The 20,787-nt window shown below is 61.5% G+C and carries 14 protein-coding genes; 8 read left to right on the forward strand and 6 right to left on the reverse strand.

Annotation, left to right across the window (positions count from 1 at the left end):
* The first annotated feature begins 274 nt into the window (after positions 1–274).
* The 6 genes from P3H15_RS48845 (at position 275) to P3H15_RS48870 (ending at position 6,109) form a co-directional block, all read left to right on the forward strand.
* The gene (locus P3H15_RS48845) at positions 275–1,318 is read left to right on the forward strand and encodes a porin PorA family protein (protein WP_276143938.1); all 1,044 of its coding nucleotides are present in this window, start codon (positions 275–277) and stop codon (positions 1,316–1,318) included.
* A 218-nt stretch (positions 1,319–1,536) separates the two neighbouring features.
* On the forward strand, positions 1,537–1,866 hold the full coding sequence (locus P3H15_RS48850) for a hypothetical protein (RefSeq protein ID WP_346348872.1): 330 nt from the start codon (positions 1,537–1,539) through the stop codon (positions 1,864–1,866).
* A gap of 128 nt (positions 1,867–1,994) precedes the next feature.
* Positions 1,995–2,372, forward strand: a complete 378-nt coding sequence (locus tag P3H15_RS48855) for an antibiotic biosynthesis monooxygenase (RefSeq protein ID WP_276143939.1) — start codon at positions 1,995–1,997, stop codon at positions 2,370–2,372.
* A gap of 106 nt (positions 2,373–2,478) precedes the next feature.
* Positions 2,479–5,085: an ATP-binding protein gene (locus P3H15_RS48860; RefSeq protein ID WP_276143940.1), complete on the forward strand. Its 2,607-nt coding sequence runs from the start codon at positions 2,479–2,481 to the stop codon at positions 5,083–5,085.
* The gene (locus P3H15_RS48865) at positions 5,082–5,483 is read left to right on the forward strand and encodes a roadblock/LC7 domain-containing protein (RefSeq protein ID WP_276143941.1); all 402 of its coding nucleotides are present in this window, start codon (positions 5,082–5,084) and stop codon (positions 5,481–5,483) included. Before P3H15_RS48860 ends, P3H15_RS48865 begins: the two co-directional genes overlap by 4 nt.
* Before the next feature lie 62 nt (positions 5,484–5,545).
* Positions 5,546–6,109, forward strand: coding sequence for an ATP/GTP-binding protein (locus P3H15_RS48870; protein WP_276143942.1), 564 nt, complete (start codon positions 5,546–5,548; stop codon positions 6,107–6,109).
* Positions 6,110–6,249: 140 nt separating this feature from the next.
* On the opposite strand, the gene P3H15_RS48875 is transcribed toward P3H15_RS48870, so the two are convergent.
* The 6 genes from P3H15_RS48875 to P3H15_RS48900 all read right to left on the reverse strand — a co-directional run bounded on the left by P3H15_RS48875 (position 6,250) and on the right by P3H15_RS48900 (position 17,551).
* On the reverse strand, positions 6,250–9,711 hold the full coding sequence (locus tag P3H15_RS48875) for a serine/threonine-protein kinase (protein ID WP_276143943.1): 3,462 nt from the start codon (positions 9,709–9,711) through the stop codon (positions 6,250–6,252).
* Between the two features lie 1,225 nt (positions 9,712–10,936).
* Positions 10,937–11,755, reverse strand: a complete 819-nt coding sequence (locus P3H15_RS48880) for a fumarylacetoacetate hydrolase family protein (protein ID WP_276143944.1) — start codon at positions 11,753–11,755, stop codon at positions 10,937–10,939.
* A 36-nt stretch (positions 11,756–11,791) separates the two neighbouring features.
* Positions 11,792–12,334, reverse strand: a complete 543-nt coding sequence (locus P3H15_RS48885; protein WP_276143945.1) for a nuclear transport factor 2 family protein — start codon at positions 12,332–12,334, stop codon at positions 11,792–11,794.
* Positions 12,335–12,798: 464 nt separating this feature from the next.
* Positions 12,799–14,178 carry an amidohydrolase family protein gene (locus P3H15_RS48890; RefSeq protein ID WP_276143946.1) on the reverse strand — a complete coding sequence of 460 codons (1,380 nt, stop codon included), beginning with the start codon at positions 14,176–14,178 and terminating at the stop codon, positions 12,799–12,801.
* 196 nt (positions 14,179–14,374) lie between these two features.
* Positions 14,375–15,589: an acyl-CoA dehydrogenase family protein gene (locus tag P3H15_RS48895; RefSeq protein WP_276143947.1), complete on the reverse strand. Its 1,215-nt coding sequence runs from the start codon at positions 15,587–15,589 to the stop codon at positions 14,375–14,377.
* 633 nt (positions 15,590–16,222) lie between these two features.
* On the reverse strand, positions 16,223–17,551 hold the full coding sequence (locus P3H15_RS48900) for a CdaR family transcriptional regulator (protein WP_276143948.1): 1,329 nt from the start codon (positions 17,549–17,551) through the stop codon (positions 16,223–16,225).
* Positions 17,552–18,061: 510 nt separating this feature from the next.
* On the opposite strand from P3H15_RS48900, the gene P3H15_RS48905 reads away from it, so the two are divergent.
* Positions 18,062–19,720 carry an NAD(P)/FAD-dependent oxidoreductase gene (locus tag P3H15_RS48905; protein WP_276143949.1) on the forward strand — a complete coding sequence of 553 codons (1,659 nt, stop codon included), beginning with the start codon at positions 18,062–18,064 and terminating at the stop codon, positions 19,718–19,720.
* A gap of 77 nt (positions 19,721–19,797) precedes the next feature.
* The gene (locus P3H15_RS48910) at positions 19,798–20,733 is read left to right on the forward strand and encodes an alpha/beta hydrolase (RefSeq protein WP_276143950.1); all 936 of its coding nucleotides are present in this window, start codon (positions 19,798–19,800) and stop codon (positions 20,731–20,733) included.
* The last annotated feature ends 54 nt before the right edge of the window (positions 20,734–20,787 follow it).

Here is a 20,787-nt window from a genome sequence, read left to right on the forward strand (position 1 = left end):
GCTGAACTCTACGGGCGGATCCTCGCCGGCAACGAACCCGACGTCCCCTTCATCTGATCAGGTCCGGCCAAGACCCGACCGCTCGGGTCTTGGCCGACCTGCACCGAGCCGATCCGCATCGCTGACACGAGTACGTACCCGAAAGTCGATTGATTGCGGCTCCAGAACGAGGTTCCGACCGCGGACCCTCACGGAACCGAAAGCTCCGGCCCGAGAACACCACGGCATCACTCGCCGGCAAAGTCACACAATTCTCTCACTAGGAATGATTCTCATGTCAGTACCCCGATCAACGAAACTGTCTATAGCAGTAGGTGTTCTGTTCGTCCTGCTCGCGGTGACGCTGAGATTCTTCCTAGTGCCGGCAGCTTCGAAGATGCCTGATGACCTCGATGTCAAGCTCCGTTACGAGGGCACGGGGACGATGCTCAATCCTACGGCTCTCCAGGCCGGCGATCTTGCCAACGTCGTAGCAACCAACGTCCCGGTCGCCATCGACCGACACGTCTACGTCTCGAGTGTGGACGGGAACACCGCCATTACACACGATGACCTGACCGTTGAAGCACCGGGAGGAGTAGCCATGCCCTCCAACCACACCTACGCGATTGACCGCACGACCATGGACAGCGCACCAGCCCCGGAAGGTGTCGAAGTGGAGCCGCACGCAGGTCTCACGGTGGGGTGGCCGATGAATCCGAACCCGGACGCAAGCTATGCGCTTTACGACTTCGCGACCAGGACGACAGCACCGATGACATTTGTCGGCGAAGGCTCCGTATCGGGTCGAGATGTGCTCAACTACACCGTCGAAGCAGCGGGACCGTTAGCTGATCCCAATATTCTCAACGGGTTGCCGCCCGCCATGCCGAAGGCTCAGCTCGCCTCACTCGCTCCGCTTCTGCCAGCTGATCTGCAAGCGAAGCTGGGCGCCGCGGCCGGTTCGCTGCCCGATCCGGTGCCGTTCAATTACACCGCCGTCAGCAAGCTGGCGCTCTCCACCGACAAGACCGTCGGAACGCCTGCCGACGGCTCACTGAACCTGCAGGTGATCGCAAATGTCGAAATGGGTGGTGAAAACGTCAGCGTCATGCCGGTTCTTGCCCTCGATACACAACTCACCGATCAGTCCGTCGCTGACGGGGCAGCCACCGCGTCGACGGTAGACAAGCTGCTCACACTGATGGGAGTTGTCGTCCCACTCGGGTCGGCGCTGCTCGGTCTGATCCTCATCGTCGTCGGGCTGCTTCGGCTCCGCAAGCGTCCCTCAACGGAATCAACTCCCCGGCATGACCCCGAGACCCTCGGCGCTCGTTGACGGTCGACACCGCCGCTCCACGCGATCTCCAAGCGGTTGACCGCAGGTAGTCCGGCGAACCCACCAGCCGCCAGATGCGTCAGATACCCCACACCACCAGCCAACTGAAAGCACTCGAAGACATGCCTCGCATCGATACCTCCCACCTTCCGACCCGAATCGTAACGGGCGCCTTCATTCTCAGCTCCGGTCTCGGCAAATGGTCCGGGAACAAGGAGATGGCTGCAGGTGTGCACGGATTGGCCGCCGGGACCTACCCGGTTCTCAACAGCATCGAGGCACCCAAGTTCCTCAAGCTCCTCGCCGGAGCCGAGATTGCCCTCGGTGCGGCCCTGCTCATCCCTGTTGTCCCCGGCGCGGTCGCCGGTGCGGCGCTTACCGGCTTCGCCGCAGGTCTCCTCGGCCTGTACGTTCGAACCCCAGGTATGCGCGACGGAATTCGGCCCACTCCCGATGGAACCGCGATTGCCAAAGACGTATGGCTACTCGGAATCGGCGCCGAACTCTGCAAGGACGGTATCCGGAACCGCAGCTCGCTCCCCAAGTAGACCCGGGCGAACTGGGGGGTGGGGCACGTCCAGCTCTCCACTAGTGAGGCGTGTCCTTCCTCCGCAACTCGGTTCGCACAACAGATATGACGTTTCAGACACGGCACAGAGCGAGAAAGAGTTACAACATGATCTTCGAGCACGCCCACGTCACTGTGGCAGTCGATCGCCAGTCCGACTTCGAGCGAGCGTTCGCCGGTGTGAAGAAGCACCTCGTTGCCGCCAACGGCGGAAAGACCGCGGAACTCGTTCGCAGCGTGGACACCGACGGTCTTTACCTCATGCGCGTCGGCTGGGATTCCGTGGAGCAGCATGCGGAGTTCGGTTCGTCCCCGGATGCGCAGATAATCGTGGACGCACTGGCCGAATTCTTCGTCGCCACTCCGCAGGTCACCCATTTCGAACGACCTGGTATCGCGACACGAGTACGGAACTTCGTGCAGGTCACCGCGGCCGGAATCGCGAGTCAAGTGCGCGCTCGACAGGGCAGCAAAACCCCGGCCTGACCAGAGGAAGTCCCGACGAAACGAAAGAGCATTGGCGGTTCCAACAGGTCCGCGAGCAGTTCGACTCGAACCACACCAGCAGGTCGGATAAGCATCAAGGAGAGTCGTGATCGGTACCGGCTTGCCACCGCGTTCTGCGGTCGTGTCGATTTCCTCGTGGCCGCTGCGCTGGAAGATGGCCGTAGTCCTGATCGTTCCGTTCTTGGTGGCGGCATCACTCGGTGCGCTGCGCGTCCAGGACCGACTTCGTGAGGCTGCCGACTTCGCCGTCGCTGCCGACCGAATACGCGTGGTTCCACTGCTCATCGAGCTTGATTCCGACGTGGCCGTCGTGACAGGCACTCTGGCACAACGCACCGTCACCCCGGACCTGATCGACAGCCTGGATGCCACCATCCGCAATGTCGAATCGCTGGATCCCTCGAAGGTCCTCACCGACGATGCTGCGCGCACCGTTCTCGATGCGCTGGCCAGTGCGCAGTCGCTGAGCGCCCAGGCAAAACGTGGTCCGACTGCGATGGAGACACTCACCGAACAACTCGATGCCATCCGAAACGCACTGGGAGCGTCCGTACGCGCGATCATGGAGCCGATCGTCGATCACGATGTCGCCGCCTATGCCAGGGGCTTGGAGGGACTGTGGTCGGCGCAAAAGATGCTCTCTCCGGAGGGGTTGGCCGTGGTCGCCGCAACACCGATGCTCGAGAACGAGTCGGACAAGGCGCTCGCAACAAAAACAGGGGAGCTACGAGCCCACCTGCAAACTGAAGGCGTCCTCCTTCAGCAGGCCGCCCAACTCCCATTCACCGACGGAGAGGCTGTCGCAGCGCTGCAACAACTGGTCGCTGATCGCGTCGAACTACTAGCGAGCCTCGACTCAACCGGAAACGCCCATCAAGTCCTGGACGAGCTCAAGCTGTCCCTGTTCACCAGCATTGATCAGTACGAGGCGGCTGTCTCTGCCGCGTCCGCAGCGCTCAGCGACGCCGTCACGACCAAGTCGAGCAACCAACGCATCGGCGCCTGGCGCGACATCGCCGTGGTAATGGGACTGTTGCTCACTGCCGTCGTGCTGGCCGTCCTGGTCGCTCGATCGCTGTTGGCCCCTCTGCGTCGATTGCGCCGGGGGGCACTCGAAGTTGCGCACACCCGCCTTCCCGAGGCAGTCGCACGACTGAAAACCGAGAGCAACGTCGGGACATCCGACATCGAACCGATCGACGTGCACACCACAGAAGAAATCGGACAAGTCGCCCGAGCGATCGACGGCATCCATAGCCAGGCATTGCGCTTGGCCGGAGAGCAAGCTCATCTGCGGATGCAAATGACACGTGTCTTCGAAACCCTCGCACGGCGGAGTCGCTCACTGATCGACTCACAACTAGAACTGATCGAGCAACTCGAGTTCGAAGAACGAGACGCCGCGCGACTCGACAATCTGTTCCGTCTCGATCACCTCGCGACCCGAATGCGACGACACGGGGAAAATCTCTTAATCCTTGCCGGAAACCGTGACCGGCGCACCCGTCAACCCTCGTTGCCGGTGACCGAGGCGGTCCGCGCGGCAGTCTCCGAAGTCGAGGACTACCGGCGTGTACAGGTACGTACCATCCCTGATATCGCACTGAACGGGGCCGCCGGTGCCGACCTCGTACGGATCCTCGCCGAGTTGGTCGACAACGCTCTGCAATTCTCATCACCGGACACCGCGGTCACCGTCCACTGCATCCGTACAACTGAGGGCGGTCTGCTGATCGAGGTCGCAGACCACGGAATCGGGATGTCGCCCGCCGACCTCGGCGCCCTCAACGATCGGCTCGCTGACACCTTCGAGGTCAGCGCAGACACCGCCCGACGAATGGGCCTGTTCGTCGTCGGCACGCTCGCTACCCGGCACGCGATGACCGTCGCCCTCCGCTCAACCTTGGAGATATCCCGGAACGCGGGAATCACCGCCACCGTGACCATTCCCGGAGCCCTGCTCGTCAAGGTAGCCGAACGAAATGGCAACGCCGCCGCAGCGCCCGTCACTCGTAGAGTGCGCGGCCTAGACACTCAGCATGCGGTACCCGCAGACGCCCCATGGACCAAACCGGACGCGCACAACACAAGTCCGAACGAACCCGCGACAATAGCGCCGGCGGACAGCCCTAGCACAGGGACCAGTGACAACTCGGATCACCCGCGACTCCCGCACCGCACGCCGGGCGCATCGATAGGCGCACGCCGCACGCCATCAACCGGCACCGCCGCCGCAGGTAACACCGAAGGACAGGAAGCCATCCCGCGACACCGGCTCCGTCCTTCACGGACTACCGCGTTCTTCGAGTCTCGCGTCTTCGACGAGGACAATTCCACGAGCCCGACCGCACCACCGCCGATCTTTGCCAGTATCGCTCCTGCATGGCTGACCGACCCCACAACCCGCGACAGTCTCGAGTGGGGGTCGAGCGCAGACGAAGGGTGGTCCGCAGCTCAACGCGCCGTCGAATCCTCCTCCGACATCACACCCACCGGTCTGCCTCAGCGGATTCCCGGGCGACGACTCGTGCCCGGCAGCGTCAATGTCGTCGAGCCGAACCCGTCCCAACTCCGTACACCCGCCGCCGTACGCGAGAAGCTCGCACGCCACCAGTCCGGCGTCCAGGCGGGCAGGACTGGACGCCATGGCGCCTTCGGCCCAGCACTCAAACCGCAGATGGGACACTCATGACAAGCCGGGGCACCCTGGACTGGTTGGTTTCGAACTTCGCCAAAGATGTACCGCGCGTGACCCATGCCGTTCTCGTCTCCGCAGACGGACTTCTGATGGCCGCCAGCGCTCGTCTCCCCATCGACCGCGCCGAGCAACTAGCAGCCGTGACGGCCGGTCTCGCCAGCCTGTCCACCGGCGTTTCCACCCTGTTCGACGGAGGCCGAGTGCTGCAATCGGTCGTCGAGATGCAGCACGGCTACCTACTGTTGATGAGCGTCGGTCACGGTGCCCAACTAGCCGCTCTGACCACCGCGGATTGCGACCTCGGACAGGTCGGTTATGAGATGGCTGTCCTGGTCGAGCGCGTCGGATCAGAAATTCAAGCGCTTCCCCGAACGTCGGCGACACCCTCGTGAGCGGTGTGCATCTCGGCGCAGTCGATGCGGGAGCGCGATTGACACCAGGCGACCCCTCCCGGGTGACTTCGGCGAAACTGGTCATCGCCGGTGGATTCGGGGTCGGCAAGACAACCCTTGTCGGCGCGGTCTCGGAGATAGTTCCACTGCGAACCGAAGCGCTTGTCACCGAGGCCAGTGCCGGAGTCGACACACTCATACCGACCACGCTGAAATACACCACCACCGTCGCAATGGACTTCGGCCGTCTCACGCTCGCCGACGACCTGACCCTTTACCTGTTCGGGACTCCAGGACAACATCGGTTCTGGTTCATGTGGGACGATCTCGTCCGCGGTGCGATCGGAGCCATCATCCTCGTCGACACCCGTAGGCTTGCCGAAAGCTTCGCCGCTGTCGACTATTTCGAAGCCCGCAACATGCCCTTCGTGGTGGCGATCAATGAATTCGACAATGCGCCGAGATACAGCGCAGCGGAGCTTCGTGCGGCCCTGGCCATCGCGGGAGATGTCCCGATCATCTCACTGGACGCCCGCGATCGCGCTTCCGTCAAGGCTGCACTCCTCGACATCACTGAACACGCCCTCAGTTCGCTGAACGGACCCAGCACCGCGTTATGGGGATAGCACGGTACGACACCGGAGTGGATGTACTCGATGCACCTCTGACACCTACCGACGGACACCGCGCCGCACCAGCGCACCCGATGGCGGGCCGCTCCCGCCGCGAGCTCCCCGCTGGAAAACGTCGGAAGAAAACATGCAGTTCACGAGTTGGTCGACGGTTCCGATGGGTGACGGAGGCTCAGAAGGCGATCGAGGAAATCTGACATCGTGGGAGACAACTCATGAGTCTCGCTGATGTGCTGCACAAGTGCGCAAACGGCTGGACCCGCATCGAGGATCGGCAGAAGCAGCCCAGACCGCGCGCACCGCTCGAGCAGCGGGAACAGCATGAGTTCTACGTCGCGATTCGGACGCAGTGCCGCCCGGCATTCGGCCAGCAGCAGTCGTGCATGAAGGGAAGCTTTCGGCCTCCGTTGGGTATCGATCGATTCGGCGAATTTCCGAGCGCGAGCACCGGCCTGCTTTACCGACCGGTCGGTGGCAGCGGCCAAAAGGAGCCGAATGTGAGACTCTTCCATGATCTCCGCGGTGACCCGGCTGATGCCGCGCGCTTCCGCGTGGTGAACCCCGAGGTCGGGATGAGCGAGATGTGCGGATCCGAGGCCAGTGCGGATCCGCACATTGGCGATGTGCGCCTCGAGCCGCGGCAAATTCAGCATGACTGCGAGTCGTTCCCCCTCCTGCAGACGCTCCTCCGCCTCAGCCGGCCGGCCCAGCCGAAACTTGAGCTGCGCTCCGACAGCGTAAGTAGCGACCATGAAATCTACCGTTCCACCTTGAGTGCCCAGTGTGTAACTCTGGTCGAGGCGGCGTTCGGCTTCTTCCAGCTGCCCCTGCTCATAGAGAAGGTCTCCGAGAAGTGCTGCGCCGAGCCGAGAACTGTAGGAAAGATCGTCACCGGGACTCGTTGAAAGATCTACCGCATGCCGAAGGCTGACCTCCGCGCTACCGAGTTCGAGCAGTTCCTTCGACGCCAGCCCCTCCAGGCAGTATCCGTAGACGACGCTGAATGGCCCGACGGTCCGATGTTGGTGCGGGCGCGCCCACTGTTGCCAGCGCCGCGCCTCGTCAAAATCGCATCGGTTGATCGATCGGAACGAGGCGGCGTCCGCCGTCCCACAGAGAACCCAGGGGCGAAGCCTGTGGGCACGGGCCATACAAGCGTCGATCGCCTCGTCGAGATCATCGAGACGGTCGTCGAAGATACTGATGCCGGCCCGAATGAGAGACGCTTCCGCGCGAGTGTCGGCGTCCTCGTCGACAGAACCAGAAGGCAGTGCTGCTTCGAGGTGACCGAGGGCTTCGACCGCGGCCTCTCGCTGATGCAGCAGGGCGTGAGCCCATGCCAAGGCCATCTGGAGGCGAGGATGGGTGCTGGCCTTCGCGGGAAGTTTGGCAGCCAGGCCAAGCAGAGTGCTCATGTGGGACTGTTCGAGTAAGAGCAGCGCTTCGTTCTCGACGGCGGTGATCGCATCGTCGTAGTCGCCGGCAGCGAGGAGATGGTTGACAGCGGGACTGAGGACATGTTGATCGCTGAACCAGCGGGACGCGTTTCGGTGCAATCGCTTCAGGCGTTCGGGGTCGTCCCGTTCCAGGCGCCGGCGCAGGTAGTCGGCGAAAAGGTTGTGGTAGCGGAACCATTGTCCTTCTTCGTCGAGTCGGGCCAGAAACAGGTCGCGTTCCTCGATGTCCTCGAGAAGCTGCTGAGCGTGTTTGTGACCGGTCAGCGCCGTAGCCAGGGCTGCGCACGTCCGTTCGGTGACCGACGTGGCCAGGAGGAAGTCGAGAACAGTCGGGTCGAGATTGTCGAGAACGTTCTCGGTGAGGTACTCGCCGATGGCACGATGTCGGCCGGACAGTCGGTGAATGGCTGCCTGCGGGTCGCGATGATCGCGCAGGGAAAGCGATGCAAGTTGAAGAGCAGCCACCCAGCCATCGGTTGATTCCTTCAGTTCGGCAAGGGATTTGTCCGCCAGCTGCATACCGCCAGAGGCTGTGAGAAGTTCACGGGATTCGTCGAGGTCGAACCGAAGCGCGACTGTGTCGATCTCGATCAGCTCCTTGTGCACACGCATGTCACTCAGCGGCAACCCTTGTCTGGTCCGACTGGTGACGACGAGCTGTAGATGGTGGCAACCGTGTTCGAGCAAGAATCGAGCAACGTCCCGGCTCTCCGGGTTCGTGACCCGGTGCCAGTCGTCGAGAACCACTGTTACTGCGTGGCCCGCGGTATGGGTTCGATTCAGCAACGTGGTCAGTACAAAGCGCTCCGCGCCGCCACCGTGCTCTTCGAGAGTTCGGGTCAGTTCCGCTGCGAGACCCGGGAGCGGCAACGCGATGGCTTCGGCGAGATGGGCGAGAAACCACGCGGGCGTGTTGTCGTCGTCGTCGAGAGTCAGCCACGCTGTTTTCCGTCCCGCACTTTCGAGCATCTCGAGGTATTGGGCGGCCACGGTGGTCTTGCCGTATCCGGCAGGTCCGTGGATCAGGACGAGCCGCACACTCGTCTCGCCACGGAGTCGGTCGAGTAGCCGGGCTCGCTGAACCGTCGGATGCCCCGGGGACGGCGGACGGTACTTCGTGGCCACGGTCGGCGGTCGGGGGAGCCCGCTCTCCAGGGACGTGGGCTCGGAGTGAATGTAGGTTGTTCGGCTGGGTTCGCGTTCGGGCGGTCGTGACACCGGCTCGTCGTCGTCCCATGCCAAGGGCAGGGGGACGTCCGGAACGGAGTACCCGAGATCTGCGCCGACGCGACGGAGTTCCTCACCCATCGCTGCGGCTGTATCCGGTCGGCTTGACGGATCTCGTGCCATCGCCTGTTCGACCACTGCGCGAACGCTGTCGGGGACAGTGCGATCACCGATCTCGGGTATCGTATCCGTGCTGATCCGGAGCAGTTGGGAGAAGAGCTCCTCGCCGCGGCGGCGGCCGAAGGCCGGACGACCAGCCAGCGAGGTGTACAAGGTGGCGCCGAGGCCGTAGATGTCCGAAGCGATCGTCGGCGGCTGTCCGTGAAGCAGCTCGGGAGCGGTGTACGCGGGAGACCCCACCACGATGCTGCGAGTGGTGTCCTGCTGCTCGGACAACCTCGCGATCCCGAAGTCGGTGAGTTGAGGTTCGCCATACTCGGAGAGCAGGATATTCGCCGGTTTGATATCGCGATGCAACACGCCCGCACGATGTGCTGTCTCCAGGGCTCCGGACATCTTGATGCCGATGTCGAGCGCCTCGGCGACCGTGCGGGCACCTTTGCGGTTTATCCATACCTCGAGGGAGTCGCGGCGGTGGAACGGCATGACGAGGTAGGGACGACCGGTCCGGGTGACACCGACTTCGAGGACCTGAACGATATTCGGATGTCCCGAGAGTCGGCCCATGACCTGCTGCTCACGCAGAAACCCCGCTCGGTCGGCAGTTCGAGGGTCTGCGATCAGCACCTTGATTGCCACGACGCGGTCCAGAGCGGGCTGGCGACAGCGGTAGATGACGCCGAACCCGCCTTGACCGACTACCCGGAGATCATCGAAGCCTTCACCTGCCAACTCGATCGCGACATCGTCCTGAGCTGGGCTTCCGGCAGACTTAACGGCATCGTCGGACACCTCGCACCTCAATGATCACTACGCAGGAGTCGGCAACGGCGGACGTGACCGGGCACTCCGTCAGCCGGCTCGAAGAAGTCATCCGCACTTCTGCTCATCGCCTCAACCTCGGATCTTCCCTCGATTCTAAACCGCGTCTGCTCCGCACCACATCATCAGAGTGACGAGGTGCCCAGGGTCAACAGACGCTAGACATAAGGTGCCTCAACTGGCTGATGTGATTGCACTGACGGCGATGGGGGTGGGAGGAACAGAAAAGTGAAAGGTAGAGGGCATCTCATTCACGCGACGCTCGACCGAGATCGACAACAAAACGCAAGGCCGACTTCGGTCGGCGGAATTGCTCGACACCTGCTAAAAGCCACCAGTCCACATCTCGCCACCCGACGGAGCAAATTGCGGTGACTGCGACCGAGAAGCCGACCGAGACCCGCACGACACCCAGCATCTACTTCCACCACCCGGTCAACGGAATCCCGATGGAGATCACTACTCCGGTGAAGAACTGTGAATAACCGCTCCGAGAGGGCCAATCAGGATTGAAGAAGTGGCTCGATGTGAAAGCGAGGAGGTGGGTTCACGCTTGGGCGGTGCAGCATCCGAGAGGAATCAGAACGTTGTCGAAACGTTGTTGAAGCGCATCCAGACGGAGCGCTCGGGCGGGGAGGTCGGACTCCCCACCCGAGCAATCAGATCCTGCCAAGCCGGGACCGACTCCGTCGCGGCCTCGCAGGCGAGCGACGTGACCCCATATCCGCGAATGCGCCGAACTGGATGAACGAATGACAGATTCGCGATGGTTCAGGCGTAGTGCGCGATCGTTTCAACCGATATCTACAGACCAAAGACGTCCTGACAGCCCCGAGAGCATGTCAGTGTGGCGGGACCGGGTCTCATCGACATTCAAGACCTTGAAGCCGCTGGAGCCGCCCTTCGCGTCGCCGATCGTCTGCGGCGCTCGGTCAGTGTCAACAGCCGTGTCAGCGAATCCATTTCCTCCTTTACCAGCTGGAGAACTTCATTAGGGCACGAGCGCGCTTCTGTGGGTTAACAGCGCCCGTTCCCACCAAGCATTCACCGCGTTCGTGATGAGCGCCGCGGTCGCGGTCTTATCGGCGAGCGGCGCGCGCCTGACACTTACCCGGTGTTGGGGTCGTAGACGTCGCCGAACTTGTTGGAGGCACCGGGGACGCCCGGCCGACGACGAAGTGGGATAGCTCGTGAACTACCTGTGGGACACGATGCGGTTAGTCAGTCGGCCGAGCTTTTCGACCTCAACCACACACACATCTCCATCGTTCATCAGCAATGGTGGCTTACGTCCGATACCGACGCCACCGGGAGTTCCCGTTGCGATGACATCTCCAGGCTCCAGTGTGACGGTGTCAGTGATGTAGCTGATAATACGGCCGACACTGTGGAGGAGGTCGCGCGTATTTCCGTCCTGCATCAGCTCACCGTTGACGTGAGTAGTCACCCGGAGTCCTTTCGCAGGGTCTCCTACTTCGTCCCTGGTCACGATCGTTCCGATCGGTCCACTGCGATCGGCATTCTTCCCAAGGGTGAACTGTGGAGTCATCAGCTGCTTCTTTCGGGCACTGATGTCATTGAACGCGGCGTAGCCGAGCACATGATCGAGCGCATCAGCCTCCTCAACGGCCCACGCGCGAGAACCGATGATCGCCGCCATTTCGACCTCCCAGTCCAGACCGTCTTCGTTCGGCGGGACTGGAATCTCCGTACCGTTCACGGAAAGAGACTGCTGCCAACGACCGAAGATCATCGGCACGGTCGGCTCGTCGATGCCGGCGATGTCCTTGGACTCTCCTGCGTGACTCCGGTAGTTGATACCCACGCAGAAGATTCGGGCGTTCTCTGGTACTGGGGGGACTTCCACCAAATCGCGACGCTGGAAGATCGGTCCTGCGCTGTTCCGTTGCGCGATTGAGGGATCTGCATAGAACTGTGCAGCGGTCCCAAGAGACCGAACTTTGTCCTCCTCGAGCGATCCGATGTATCGGACTCCGTCTTTTTCGAATCCCATCAGCCTCATTGTCGTCTTCTCCTATCGTTGGTTCGGCTACCACTGGCCATAGTGGGGGCCATCGGGGAAGACCTCGACGCTGGCATCGTCGGGAACGTCGTCATTATCGAGCGGTCCGTGATATTCGCGTGAAATTTCGTAGGCGATCTCGCGGGCGATCTTTCCATCCTTCATTTCGAAGCAATGGACCAGTCGCATACTGATACGGTCGCCGGGCTTGAAGCCAAGGTTCGGCATCTCATCTCCGACAACGGTGAGATCGGCGATCTGGTCGTCGAACACGAAGTGTTCAGTTGCGAACCGGCGCAGCGAGGTTGTCTTGTTGAAATGCACCGTGCGGAAGATAGCCATGTAAGAATCTCGGACCTCAGCTGGGTCGGTGTAGATCATTCCCCTAGCCGGTGCCTCCCAAACGATATCAGGACCGTACAGGGCGATTGCCTGGTCAATGGTTTCGGGGGCCTCGTTATGAAAATGAGCTTCGACGACCTTCAGATTGTGCGCAATTAATTCGTCTCGGGTAAATCCTGAGACATCAAAGAATTCCGCGGTTGGATCAGCGTCAGCGGTTCGGGTCATTTTCGTGATCTCCTGTTTCTGGCTTTCGAATGATTAACCTGTGAAGAAGCCGTTCGGGGTCGAGAATGAGGGTATTTCTGGTGCGCAGGATCCGCACAAGTGCAACCAACCTGGAGGCCAGGACGAGCAGGCCCCCGTCGCAACAGCTGAACGATGGTCGGTTGCTGCGGCGAACGTTGCGCCAAAGAGTCGACAATCAGAGCAGGACGAGAATCGCAACGTTCATCGAGGACTTTCCCCACGCGTTTCGGGTCGGTCGAACGAGCGCAGCCATCCTCGTTAGAAGATGAGCGGCGGCTCGAGAGACACAGACGTGAACCTCCCTATGACGCAGCCGACGGGCACACCATCGTCGATGGCAGTAACCACGCAGCCGGAGGTCGGAATGTGACCGAGCACAGTGCGCACCTGCCGGGCGTCCGTCGGCACTGTCGCAGAGTCGATAGTCCACACGTCGGCTCGGCTCATGACGGTACCGAATCTCGCGTGTCGATAGGATCGAAACCGTACTCAGAGAATACGTTCGCAGCTACGCCGTGAGCGGCGAAGAGGTGCTCGCGCGACGCATGAGAGACGGCTTCTAGAGCTGAGAGGTCGTGGTCGACGAGATGACCGTTCCATTTCTTGACTTCACCGGCGACGAACACGGAGTCGACATTGCATCGGTTCGCGAAACCAACGAGTGTGGCATACACGTTGTTGGTAGGAGCCGTGTTGAAATCGGTGGTTCGTACTAGGATCACGTCGGCTTCCTTACCCGGGGTGAGAGAGCCGATCTTATTGTCCAAGTTGCAGTTCGCGGCGCCACCGAGGGTGGCGTATTCGAGCATCTCGCCGATAGTGATCTGCTCGATAGGAGAATCCGGGTTCGACAGGTTGTGCTCAAATGTGCGCGCCCGCGTCAGGCCGAGCAGCGTCTGCATCTCGACGAACATATCGAGTCCGTAGCTGATCTCGTTATCCATGCTCAATCCCGGCCGGATCCCGTGCTTCTTGGCTTCGGTTAGGGGCGCGTGTGCCGGTCCGAGGCCGAAGTGTGCGTCCGAACGCGCATTGAGGTTGACCTGCGCCCCGGAATCCGCGATCAGCTTCCAATCGGCGTCCTCGGTGCCGAAGCAATGGTTGAACGTGTGGCGGTCAGTGAGCAGGCCCGCAGCGTGCATCTCGGGCAGGTTGTCGACGTATCCGCCGCCGCCCATCTCGTGGGAGATCCAGAGATCGTTGTCCTTGGCGAATTGCCACGCCCTCGCATCGGGGTAGGCGTCGAAGAGCCGGAGTGTGAGGAGCTGGTCCTCACTCGAGAAATATTCGTCGCGTAGACGGAGCACATCACCTGGCCAGGCATTTGCAGTCGTGCCTGAGATTGCCGCACCGCAGGCGTGCACGGCACGAATCCCGGTATCGCGGAGAGCTTCGACCGCAGCGTTCGAGTGGTCCGGGGTTCTGGAATTGTGTGAGTTGTCGAGGATGGTGGTCACCCCCCCATCGAGAGCTTGCAGGGACGTTACGAAGTTCCCGACATACACGTCGTGGGGGCGGTAGTGGTGTGCGAGCCCGTGGTGGATGAGGTCGAGATAGGTGCCGAAGTCAATCGCGGGTGCAATCCCGCGAAGCTGCCCCTGCCAGGCGTGGACATGACTTTCTACCAGCCCCGGCATGACTATCGTGCCGGTGGCGTCGACCACGACGGCGTGGTCGGTAGCGAGTTCGCTCAAGGACTGCGCCACGGCGACAATCTTCCCGTTCGCGATCAGGACGTCTCCTCGGAGATTGCCGACACGGGGGTCCATCGAGACGACGAGGCCTCCCTGCAGGAGGATCGGTCGATTGTTGAGTGTAGCCACGCGAAGCTGGTCCAGCGTCTCCCGGTTGGGTGGGGATGGAGGGGTCGAATGCGAATTCGACCGCTGGTCGGGCGACGACCCGGCGTGGGCGTAACGAGAGCTGGGGGGTGTTGTCAGGTTCATTGCTGCCTCTCGTGTGAGAGTTTCGGAGATGCGGTGACCAGCCGCGGCGGTAGGTCCGTGGCTATCCGGATGCTCAAATCAGTGCGGAGAACGTCTCTTCGATGCCTAGCAGCGCCCTTCCGTACACCTCACGTCCGATTCCGGGATTGATGGTGCCGTGTCGGGTCGCGGTCTCGAGATCGCGCCAGATACGTTGCAACGGGTTTGCCTGCGCGAAGCTGCTGGCCCCGCCCACGTTGAGGAGCAGATCCACGGCCTCCCGTGATTTGGTCGACGCCACAACGCAGTCCATTCGCACTCGTGCCCGATCCGGAATATCGAGCCGCCGGCCTTCCCGTGCTGCGCGGTCGATGTCGTCTGCTGCCCGGTAGGCATGAAGCCGGGCCGTGTCGATGACGGAAGCCGCATCTGCAATGAAGAGCTGATAACTCGGGGCTTCTGCCGACCGCGGATAGAACGTGAACGCGATCGGCTTTCCGCGCCGTACCACGTCGAGTGTCCGTTCGAGTGCGGCTTGCGCCATTCCGAGCATCGGTCCGATGATCGCAAGAGTCAGTGTCGACGGAAGTGTCGTCTGCCAAAGATGTTCACCACCTGCCCGACCGCCGTGCTCGTCGAACTCGAAAGCACGGACCAGAGACGTTGCGCGATGGTCGGGAACGAAGACGTTCTCCGCGACGAGTGTGTTGCTGCCCGTACCCTGCATTCCCGCGACGTACCAGGTGTCCTCCACCGCGAGCTCACTCATCGGGACCAGAGCAATGCCCTCGTCGACAGGGTCACCGGCGGGACCGGGGATCGGGAATGCCACGACGGCCCAGTCGCAGTGCAGGCTGCCGGAAGCGAAAGCCCAACGCCCACTCAAAAGGTACCCGTCATCGGTGCGCTGTGCGGTTGACGAGGGTGTCAGAACTCCACAGACCGTGTTGCCCGGTGCACCATCCCATACCTCCTCCTGGGCGGCGTCGCCGAACAGGCCGGCCAGCATGCTTCCGCCACCCAGGATCATCGAAACCCAAGCGGCCGAGCTGTCCCCACGGGCCAGCTGCTCGGTTACCTCCAGATAAGTGCGTACATCGGTGGCAAGTCCGCCCCAGCGACGAGGTGTGAGCAGACTGAACATGCCCTCGCGCCGAAGTGCGTCGACCGTGCGATCGGGCAAACGGCGATCCTGCTCGGATTGATCCGCTCCTTCGCGCAACAGCGGCACGAGCTCTGCAGCGGCCGCAACGAGGTTGGTGCGGTGGCGTTCGGCATCGATTGCGGGTTCTTGTGCGGTGGCCGTCATGGACCTCTCCTATTCCCTGCTGAGTGACGACTGTCACTGTCTGATGAGAGTCAATCTGATACGCCCGTCGACCGTCTTGACCTCGCACCACAGTTTTTGGGGCTTATGTTGGGCTGCGGTGAGCGGCGCACAGGAGTTGACGCCTCTGGAGTTGTTCGTCGAGTTTTATGTTCGGCAATCGAAGTTGGACCCGTCTTCGGATCCTGAATTCCAGCGCCAAAGTTCCGGTCGTGTTGTTCGGCACTGAGTTCTCTGGCCGTACGTATGCCACTGACACGTAACCGAATTATCCGTGCGTCCGCTGGTCGATCGCTACACCGGGTACAACGCTGCATCGGTGCGCTCCGCCGGTATCGGCTAGCCCTAGCATCGACTGGCGGCAGTGACAATTTCGTGACGATCGCAGTCGAACCGGCGAATACCTGTTCGCGCGCCGGGCGATCATCAGCCTCGACTTGCATTGGCGGTTGTGTTCAGCATTAAGCGCTTGAACCAGCACCCCAATTTGTCGAGACGGCGGCACCGAGGCGAGGGCGGCGTAGCCCTGCATCGGACTACGACAGAGTGAGGCTCACGCAGAGTGCACATTCCGCTCGTACCGCTTCGGTCGCGACGGATCAGTCTGTTTGGTGGTTACGGATCAATCAGGAGATGAGACAAGCGCAGCGCAACATGGAGCTCGAGTCGCTGTTCCGACAACGGTCGACCCCGAAGCGACTCGGCTCGTTTGACCCTGTACGTCACTGTGTTTCTCGCGATGTGAGTACGTTTGGCGACAGCATTGATGCTGCGCTCCTCATCCAAGTAGGCCAGGAGTGTCTCCCTCAGGTCCCTATTCTGCGCGGTGTCCTCGAGAAGTTCGCCGAGCTGCCTGCGTACGAAATCGTGCGCCAAGGCTGGATCGCGGGAGACAAGAACGTCGAGCTCGACGTCGGCGAAATCGGCAATTCGGGGGCGATCCTTCCGCCGCATGCGTACCAATCGGGCCGCCTCCTGCGCCTGCATATGACTTGCGCGGAACCCTTCCACTCCTGCCAACGCCATACCTCGGGTCGCAGTCACCCCTGCGGGAAGGTTCGCTGCCGGGTTCGGCCCCGTAACGAACTCGTCGGTCCGGACCGACATCCATACCCACAGAGTGGTTGCCCCGATGGGAACCGAAAGCCGTCCCTGGCAGGCAGGGATGTTCGACAAGAGTTCTGCGGCGTCGCTGAGATCTTCCAAGGCAGACGGGCCTGTCGCACCCGATTCGAGGACCATAGCGATATGCGTGCGCCGTAGGTCGTACCCGAGAGTCAATTCGGCCGACCTGACGTCAACCGCAGATCCACCGATCACCGACCGCACGATGTCCTCGCGGGCGGCCATCACGCCCGAAGTCCATCGTCGTTCTTCGGCCAAGTAGTCCGATGAGACCCGTTGCAAAAAGTCGTCGTAGAAGTCTTGCAGCGCCGGCACGAGCTCGGTCAACTGGCGGGCGCGTTCTTCGGGATCGTCTATCAGGAATGCGCATTCCGCCAGGAGCTGGCGGACACTGTAGGCATATCCTCGCTGGACAACCCTCACCATCAGTTCCAGTGGAACGCGACGGCGAACCAGGTCGTGATTTGCGAAGACCGCCTCGGGGGCAAGGGTGGTCTCAGGAAGTCGCCCCTCAGCGAGCAGTTGGGCCTCGAGCAGCAGAAATGCTTCCGCGGCGCCTCGGGTGGTCTCGAACACGCCCTCGCCGCGGCCCAATTCCGGGATGGCATCGAAGACATGCCTCGTGAGTTCTCTTCCCGCCTCGACGGCCCACCGCGCAACCGGAGCGCCGAGTTTTCGCACAGTGTCGTCGAAGGTCACCGTGCTGGCGGGTTCGGGAACTCCCATTTCCGAGTTGGGAGCCAGGCGTAGAACCCAGCTGCGGTGCGGATTGTTAAGTGGTGCAGCATCGCTCGTCCGCACTGATTTCAACTTGGTCATGCCAAGCGCTTTAGTGTGCGCGGCCTCTTGGATTGATCGCTGCGTCACCGGAGCAACCTCCTCTTCCCGGTTCGTCGGTCTCCTCATCCGCGAGGTTGTAAGCCTACGGAAGCCACGTTCGGCGACGGATGTGTGGTAGGTCACAGTACGGTCCTCCCGCTCGTGCCCTCTTGGGTTGGCAGCCCTAAAAGCGCCCGTGAGGTCACCCTGTCGGCCCAAACGAAGGTGGGCTCGGTATTGAACCTCGAGCAGAAAGGCTCAGCAGATCCGATCTGAAAGTATGGCGTTCGATCGGTTCTGCTGGGCTGCCCGCGATCGGCGGCATCGCCTCGTCGATGAGTCTTCGGCGGTACTCGCACGCCATGGTGCAGACAGCACAGCCCAATTGTCGCATCAGAAACTGTGTTGGGAGGCCGAGAGCGGTGGCTGGCGAATCGCATTGAATCGTGAAACGGCGAGCGTAGTGACACCGGTCACGTCGAGTCGACGCCATGGGCACTAAGGAGACGAATGATGGACACAAGTGCAGCCGATCCTGGGGTGAAGCCGGACGTGGATGCGGTTATCGTAGGGGCCGGCTTCGGTGGTCTTTATGCCATTTACCGCTTGCGTGATCGATTGGGACTGTCGGTCCAGGCATTTGAAGCTGGCTCCGACGTCGGTGGCACGTGGTATTGGAACAGATATCCAGGCGCTCGCTGCGACATCGAGAGCATTCATTACTCGTACTCGTTCTCGGACGAGTTGCAGCAGGAATGGGAGTGGAGCGAAAGGTTTGCTGCCCAGCCGGAGATTTTGAACTATTTGAGCCATGTCGCTCACCGGTTCGATTTGCGCAGCAGTATCCGTTTCGACACCCGTGTCACCTCCATGGAGTGGGATGACCTGAACTCGGTATGGGTAGTCGGGACCGATGACGGGTCGATCGTCCGTGCCCGGTGGGTATTCTCCTGCGCTGGTGTCCTTTCACTCCCGAAAGATCCTGGCCCGGAATTTCCTGGTCTCGCTAGTTTTCGTGGCGAAACACTTCTCACTGGTCGGTGGCCGCACGACCCGATCGACTTCGAGGGCAAACGAGTCGGCGTCATCGGAACGGCATCCAGCGGCATCCAGGTGATCCAGGAAATCGCCAAATCGGCTGCCCACCTCACGGTATTTCAGCGAACCCCCAACTACGCCACTCCGCTCGGAAACCGTCCCTCCGATCCCGAGCGAACACGCAAGGTCAAAGACAACTATTCGCGGATCCGCACCGACGCGCGAAATCACTTCGCCGGACTCGACTATTTCAGAGCGCAACCCTCTGCACTGTCGGTATCCCCGGAGGAAAGGCGAGCGATTTTCGAAGAACGGTACGGTGCTGGCGGATTTTCCTTCTTCCTGGACACATTCCAGGATGTGCTCTTCGACAAGGAGGCCAATGACAAGGCCGCTGATTACATTCGCGAGCGGATCCGTGAACGGGTGAAGGATCCGAAGATCGCGGACGTCCTGAGCCCCACGGACTACCCGTACGCTACAAAGCGACCTCCTTTGGAAACGTCCTATTACGAGATCTTCAACCGTGACGACGTCACGCTCGTCGACGTCAAGACCACTCCGATCGTCGCGGTCACCGAGCGAGGGATTCGGACCGTCGACCGCGCTTTCGAGTTCGACTGTCTTGTGCTGGCTACAGGATTCGACGCTATGACGGGTCCACTTCTCTCGATGAACATCGTCGGCCGAAATGGCGTCCGGCTCCGCGATGAGTGGCGTGACGGTCCGCGAACGTACTTGGGACTCGCCATGCACGGTTTTCCGAACTTGTTCGTCATCGCCGGTCCCCAAAGCCCCTCTGCTCTATACAATTTCCCATTGGCGATTGAAGACCACGTCGACTTCGCCGCAGAGGCAATCGACCACCTTCAGCAGCGCCGGCTGGCGGTCATCGAACCCACGAGCGACGCCCAGGCAGAGTGGGTCGAACACGTCAACGAGCTCGCACAATGCACACTCCTGCCCGGCACGAACTCCTGGTATATGGGTGCTAACGTACCCGGAAAACCCCGCTGCTGCCTGATCTATGTAGGCGGGGCACCCGCATATCGCCAGAAATGCGCGGAGGTCGCAGCGGGTGGATATGGCGGTTTCCGCCTTGAGGGCGAATCCGCCAACGCGCTGACCTAGCTGTTCGGGCAGCAACTGCAGCTCCGCTCGACAAGCAGGCCACCACAATCACGCAGAAATACACGAAACGAGCCGAAATGCCATTCGATCCAGCAGTGCAAAGCGTCGTAGACGGTTTGAGTCAGCAGGGCTTGAAGCCATTCGACGCACTAAGCCTTGACGAAACCCGTGAAGCAGTCGGCCTCTTCGCCACCTTGCAGAATCCACCGCGCTATGTCGCGACCGTGGCCGAGATGGCCTACCCCGGCCCCGGTGGTCCTCAGGATTTGAGGATCTACGTTCCCGACGCAGCCGAACCGCTTCCCGTCGTCGTCTACTTCCACGGTGGTGGCTTCATCGCCGGTGACCTGTCCGTCGCGGACGAGCCCTCGCGGGCACTAGCGAATGACCTGCAAGCCATAGTTGTCGCCGCCAGCTACCGATTGGCACCCGAACACAAGTTCCCGGCAGCATCAGACGACACCTTTGCGGCATTGGGATGGGTAGTCGACAATATTTCACAACATGGCGGCGATCCATCGCGGATCGCTGTGTTGGGTGACAGTGCCGGCGGAAACCTCGCAGCGGTGGCGGCGCTTCGTGCCAGGGACGAAGGAGGCCCCGTTCTACGAGCCCAGGTCCTTGTCTATCCGACCATCGATCCACTGGCGAACACGCAATCGCGGAAGGAGTGCTCGGACGGGCCGGTCATCAGCGCGGCCGCACTGGACCACTTCTGGCGGCAATATCTTTCCGCACCAGAAGATGCTGAGAACCCGTGGGCGGCTCCTTCGAAGGCGGCTTCGCTGCGAGATCTGCCGCCGGCGCTGGTGCTGACCACCGAGTACGAAGTGGTTCGCGACGAAGCCGAGGCTTACGGTGAACAATTATCGGCGGCGGGCGTACTGACCGACGTCATCCGATTCGATGGACTGATCCACGGTGTTTGGTGGATGTCGGGAGCCGTACCCCGAAGCGCGGAGATGCACGAGGCGATTGTGAGCTTCCTGCGGGACAAACTCCGATCTGACTAAGCCTGAATCCGTGGATCAGTGATCGCGAAGGGGTTCGTGATGATTTCGGGTCCT

The sequence above is a fragment of the Rhodococcus sp. T2V genome (genome assembly GCF_029269925.1).
In the GTDB taxonomy this organism is placed as follows: domain Bacteria; phylum Actinomycetota; class Actinomycetes; order Mycobacteriales; family Mycobacteriaceae; genus Rhodococcus_F; species Rhodococcus_F koreensis.